Here is a 5,269-nt window from a genome sequence, read left to right on the forward strand (position 1 = left end):
GATCTCCTCAAGCACGACACCTTCCGCGCCGCGGTGACGGGGGGAAGCCTGTTCCGCATCGGCACCGGCGCGATCCCCTTCCTGCTGCCGCTGATGCTGCAGATCGGCTTCGGCCTCGACCCGCTGCATTCGGGTCTCATCACCTTCGCCGCGGCGGCGGGGGCGCTGCTGATCAAGATCGTCGGCCCGCGCATCCTGCGCGCCCACGGCTTCCGCCGGGTGATGGTGACGAACGCGCTGGTCGCCGCCGCCTTCCTCGCCGCCAACGGGCTGTTCACGGCCGAGACGCCGCACTGGATCATCGTCAGCGTGCTGCTGCTCGGCGGCTGCGTGCGCTCCCTGCAATTCACCTGCGTCAACGCCATCGCCTATGCCGACCTCGATTCGCGCGAGATGAGCGCGGCGACGAGCTTGGCCAGCGTCGCGCAGCAGCTCTCGCTGAGCCTCGGCGTCTCCATCGGCGCCCTGGCGCTGGAGGGCGCCGCCTCCTGGCACGGCCATTCCGGGATCGAGGCGGGGGACTTCCCCCTCGCCTTCCTCGCGGTGTCCGTGATCTCGGCGGGCTCGTTCTTCGTGTTCCGGCGGCTGGCGCCGGATGCGGGGTCGGAGGTCTCGGGCCAGCGGCGAGTCGCCGAGGCCGTGCCGAGACCCGCCGACGGCTCGCCTCAGAGCTTGGCGCCGATCACGCCGCGGCACGCGCCGGAGCCCGGCCGCCCGTCCGCTTGACGCCGCCGGACTTGGCGCGCGCGGGCGTCTTTGCCGATACCTTGGCCGATGCCTTGGCGGGCGCCTGTGCGAAGGCCGACTCCGCGCCGGCGCCGAAGAAGCCGCGCCAGCTCCAGGCACCGGGGCCGGTCATCGCGTACATCAGGAAGGCGCCGGCGAGCCCGAGATCGGCGAGGAGGAAGCTGCGCTCGGTCACCGCGGCGGCCCCGGCATGGAGCCAGAACGGGTGCAGCAGGGCTGCCATGCCGGCGACGAAGCCGGCCATGGCGAGCCCGGTGAGCCGCGGCATCACGCCCAAAATCACCGCGAGCGGCCCGAACACCTGCACGATCACGGCCGCCGTCGCCATCGCGTTGGGGGCGGGGCAGCCGGCGCCCGCCAGCGTCACCGCGAAGCCGGAGACGTTGAGCGCCCGCGCGATGCCGGTCGGCAGCAGGGCCGAGGCCATGAGGAGGCGGGCGGCGAGGAGGACGCCGTTCTGGGCTGAACCGAACACGGGCCGAGGACTCCGGGAGGAAAGGAATGTCGGAAAGCCTCGGCGGGCAGCGTGAATCGCGGGTTAAGCGGATCGCGCGAAGCGGCGGATGGCTGGGGATCGTTCGTGAACCAGGGGCCCGCCGAGGACTTGCCATGGACTTGCGATGGACTTGCCCTTGCGATGGGCTTAAGCCCGCAACCCGAGACCAGCACAGGACGGATCGAGGGGCATCCAAGCCGTGGTTCAGTCGATGGCCGACGTGCGGGAGGCGATCTTCGCCTTCATCGCGGCCCGCAACCCGGGCCTTCCCTCCGGCGCCGTCACCGGGGAGACCTCCCTCGTGACCAGCGACGCGCTCGATTCGATCGGCATCCTCGACCTGATGATGCATCTCGGCGACCGCTTCGGCGTCGAGATCGACGAGGACAGCTTCGATCTCGCCAACTTCGCCAGCGTCGACACGCTGGCCCATTTCATCGACGACCGGCGTTCCGACGTCTGATCCCCGCCCGATCCGTTCCATGGCCCCGACGCTGCTGCACCACCTGCTCGAAGGAGCCGGCGCGGACGATTCCCCGGCGATCGTCGACGGGGCCGAGACCCTCACCTACGGCGCCTTCCGGGCCCGCGTCGCCGCGCTGGCGGCCCGCCTGGAAGACCTCGGCCTGCGGCCCGGAGACCGGGTCGCGATCCTCCTGCCGAAATCGATCCGCGAATGCGTGGCGATCTTCGCGGTCGCTGCCGCCGGCGGCGTGTTCGTGCCGATCCATCCGTCGTTGCGCCCGCGCCAGGTCCACCACATCGTCGCCGACAGCGGCGCGCGGGCGCTGCTGACCGATGCGCCCCACGCCGCCGGGCTGGAGGGCGCGCTGGACGATCTTTTGGGAGTGCGCGTCCTGACCGAGGAGACGGGCGGGGACGGCGCCCCCCTCCTGCCCGGCGAGCCGGCTCCGGAGGGGCTGGCGGCGATCCTCTACACCTCGGGTTCGACCGGCCTGCCCAAGGGCGTGATGCTCTCCCACGCCAACCTGATCGCCGGCACCCGCATCGTGCGGACCTATCTCGGCATCGGCCCGCGGGACCGCATCCTCTCGGTGCTGCCCTTCTCCTTCGATTACGGCCTCAACCAGCTGCTCACCAGCGTCGAGCAGGGGGCGCGGATCGTCCTCCTGACGCCGCGGCTCGGCGACGACGTGGTGCGGGCGCTGGAGGCCCACCGCATCACCTTGCTGGCGGGCGTGCCGACGCTGTGGACGCTGCTGAGCCGCGCCGCGCCGCACCTGGCCACGGCCGACCTTTCGGCGCTGCGCGCCATCACCAATTCCGGCGGCAGCCTCGCCCTGCCGACCATCGCGCGCCTGCGCGCCCGGCTGCCGCACACGGCCATCGTGCTGATGTACGGTCTCACGGAAGCCTTCCGCTCGACCTACCTGCCTCCGCAGGAAATCGACCGGCGGCCCGACTCGATCGGCCGCGCCATTCCCGAGACCGAGATCTTCGCGCTCACCCCCGACGGACGGCGGGCGCGGCCGAATGAGCCCGGGATCCTGCATCACCGCGGCCCCACCGTTTCGATGGGCTACTGGAAGCGGCCGGAGGACACCGCCCGCGTGCTGGTGCCCGATCCCTTCCCGCCGCCCGGACGCGAACCGGGCCTCGTCTGCCGCTCCGGCGACCTCGTGGTGGAGGATGCCGACGGCTTCTTCCGCTTCATCGGCCGCGAGGACACGATGATCAAGACGCAAGGGTTCCGCGTGAGCCCGACCGAGGTCGAGGCGGCGCTGATGGAGACCGGCGCCTTCCGCGCGGCCGCCGTGATCGGCCTGCCCGATCCGAGCCTGGGCCAGCGCATCCACGCGGTCACCGTCCCCGCCGAGGGCGCGCCGGGCACGGCGGACGTCCTGCAAGCCTTGCGCAGGGCGCTGGCGCCCCACCTCGTCCCCCGCACGATCGAGGCGGTGGCGGCGCTCCCGACCACGCCCAACGGCAAGGTCGATTACAAGCGCCTCACCGCCGAGCGGGCGGCGGCGGAAATCTAGGACCGATGGCCGACGCTCCCGACCTCGCCGCCGCGCTGATCGCCGAAAACTTTTCGCGCGACGAGGCGGGTATTCTCCGTGTCGGCGGGTTGCCGCTGACCGAACTCGCGGAAGACTTCGGCACGCCGCTCTTCGTCTACGATGCCGCGACGATGCGCCGGAGCTACCGGGCGCTGCGCGACGCTTTGGCCGGCTTCGCGGAGGTGGACTACTCCGTGAAGGCGAACCCGAACCCGGCGGTGATCCGGGTCTTTCACGAGGAGGGCGCGGGGGCCGAGATCGCCTCGGGTGCCGAGTTCGACGCCGCCCTCGAGGCCGGTGTCCCCCCCGAAAGAATCCTGTTCGCGGGTCCGGGCAAGGGTGCGGCCGACCTCGACCGGGTGGTCGCGGGCGGCATCGGCGAGATCCATCTCGAGAACCGCGAGGAGATGTTTCGCGTGGCCGCCGCGGGCGAGCGTCACGGGGTGACGGTGCGGGTGGCCCTGCGGATCAATCCCGGCGCCGCCGCCCAGGGCGGGGCGATGCGGATGGGCGGCAAGCCCTCGCCCTTCGGCTTCGACGAGGAGGCGATGGATGCGGCCATCGACGCGGTGGAGGCGCAGGCCGCGCTCCGCCTCGTCGGGCTCCACCTCTTCGCGGGCACGCAGGGGCTGAAGGCGGAGACCCTGCTCGGCCAGTGGGCCTACGGCCTCGGCCTCGCGGCGCGGATCGCGCGACGGACCGGGCGGCCGCTGGAGACGATCGACCTCGGCGGCGGCCTCGGCATCCCGTACTTCTCCGGCGACGCCGCCCTCGATCTCGGCGCGCTCCGCGCCGGGCTGCCCGACCTGACCGCGACGCTGCGGGCCGATCCCTTGCTGGCCGGCGCCCGCGTCGTGCTGGAGCCCGGCCGCTACCTCGCCGGGCCGGCGGGGGTCTACGTGGCGCGGGTGCTGGCGGTGAAGGACTCCCGCGGCAGCCGCTTCGTCATCACCGATGGCGGCATGCATCACCACCTCGCCGCGAGCGGCAATCTCGGACAGGTCGTCAAGCGCGACTTTCCACTGGCGGCGGTCGTCGACGGCGGTGGCGCCGAGCCCGCGGCCACCGCCGTGGTCGGCCCGCTCTGCACGCCCCTCGACATGCTGGCGCGGGCCGCCCCCCTGCCGCCGCTGGCCGAGGGCGACCTCGTGGCCGTGCTGCAATCGGGCGCCTACGGACTGACCGCGAGCCCAACGGGCTTCCTGAGCCACCCGATGCCGGCCGAACTGCTGGTGGAGGGCGGCCGGGCGACCGCGATCCGGCCCCGGGGCTGATCGCGCCCCTCTGCCCCCGCCCCCTTCGCGACGTCAGGACACGCGCCGCGACCGGCCGATGAAATCGACGAAGGCGCGGAGCGGTGCCGGAAGGTAGCGGCGGCCGGGATAGTACAGGAACGGGCCGGAGAACCGCGGCCACCACGGCTCCAGAACCGGCTCCAGGGCGCCGCTGTCGAGGTGCGGCCGCAGCCAGTCCTCGAACAGGGTGAGGATGCCGACCCCGGCGACCGCCGCCTCGACCGCGAGGTCGGTGGCGCCGCCGACGCGCACGGTGAGCGGCCCGCTCGGATCGACGCGCACGATCTCCCCGTCCCGCTCGAACTCCCATTCCGTCTTCCGGCCGCTCGCGAACCGGCCGCCGATGCAGGCATGGGTGAGGAGCGCGCGCGGATGCTCCGGACGGCCGTGCCGCTCGAGATAGGCCGGCGCGGCGACCGTGGCGAAGCGCTGCTCCCGCGGGCCGATCGGGACGGCGATCATGTCCTGTTCGAGCCGCTCGTCGTAGCGGATGCCGGCATCGCAGCCCGCGGCCAGGACATCGACGAAGCTCTCCTCGGCGACCACGTCGAGGCGGATGTCCGGATAGGCGGCCAGGAACGGCGGCACGATCTTGGGCAGGACCAGCCGGGCCGCGCTGACCGGCACGTTGAGCCGGAGCGTGCCCGCCGGCCGGTCGCGGAACCCGTTGACGACGTCGAGTGCCGCCTCGACCTCGCCGAGGGCGCCGA

Annotated in this window: 6 protein-coding genes; 4 read left to right on the forward strand and 2 right to left on the reverse strand. The window is 72.7% G+C overall.

Annotated elements, in window-relative coordinates:
- Positions 1–726 (forward strand): MFS transporter (locus MFF42_RS19335; RefSeq protein ID WP_238257202.1); only part of this gene is annotated, 726 nt, incomplete at its 5' end.
- Here MFF42_RS19335 and MFF42_RS19340 read toward each other — a convergent pair.
- Positions 683–1,222: a DoxX family protein gene (locus tag MFF42_RS19340; protein ID WP_238257203.1), complete on the reverse strand. Its 540-nt coding sequence runs from the start codon at positions 1,220–1,222 to the stop codon at positions 683–685. The genes MFF42_RS19335 and MFF42_RS19340 overlap by 44 nt on opposite strands.
- 232 nt (positions 1,223–1,454) lie before the next feature.
- Between MFF42_RS19340 and MFF42_RS19345 the strand changes: the two genes are divergently transcribed.
- From MFF42_RS19345 to MFF42_RS19355, 3 genes are read left to right on the forward strand one after another with little or no spacing between them, the layout of a single operon-like run.
- Entirely contained in the window at positions 1,455–1,706 is a 252-nt protein-coding gene (locus MFF42_RS19345; protein ID WP_096486293.1) for an acyl carrier protein, read from the forward strand.
- A 19-nt stretch (positions 1,707–1,725) separates the two neighbouring features.
- Positions 1,726–3,243 carry an AMP-binding protein gene (locus tag MFF42_RS19350; RefSeq protein ID WP_238257204.1) on the forward strand — a complete coding sequence of 506 codons (1,518 nt, stop codon included), beginning with the start codon at positions 1,726–1,728 and terminating at the stop codon, positions 3,241–3,243.
- A 5-nt stretch (positions 3,244–3,248) separates the two neighbouring features.
- Entirely contained in the window at positions 3,249–4,538 is a 1,290-nt protein-coding gene (locus MFF42_RS19355) for a type III PLP-dependent enzyme (RefSeq protein WP_238257205.1), read from the forward strand.
- Between the two features lie 33 nt (positions 4,539–4,571).
- On the opposite strand, the gene MFF42_RS19360 is transcribed toward MFF42_RS19355, so the two are convergent.
- Positions 4,572–5,269: LysR substrate-binding domain-containing protein (locus MFF42_RS19360; protein ID WP_238257206.1), on the reverse strand; the 698-nt coding region annotated here is incomplete at its 5' end.

This window comes from Methylorubrum podarium (genome assembly GCF_022179745.1).
In the GTDB taxonomy this organism is placed as follows: domain Bacteria; phylum Pseudomonadota; class Alphaproteobacteria; order Rhizobiales; family Beijerinckiaceae; genus Methylobacterium; species Methylobacterium podarium.

Coding starts and splice junctions, on each gene's coding strand:
- MFF42_RS19355 (WP_238257205.1), top strand. CDS start 3,249: ATGGCCGACGCTCCCGACCTCGCCGCCGCGCTGATCGCCGAAAACTTT.
- MFF42_RS19345 (WP_096486293.1), top strand. CDS start 1,455: ATGGCCGACGTGCGGGAGGCGATCTTCGCCTTCATCGCGGCCCGCAAC.
- MFF42_RS19350 (WP_238257204.1), top strand. CDS start 1,726: ATGGCCCCGACGCTGCTGCACCACCTGCTCGAAGGAGCCGGCGCGGAC.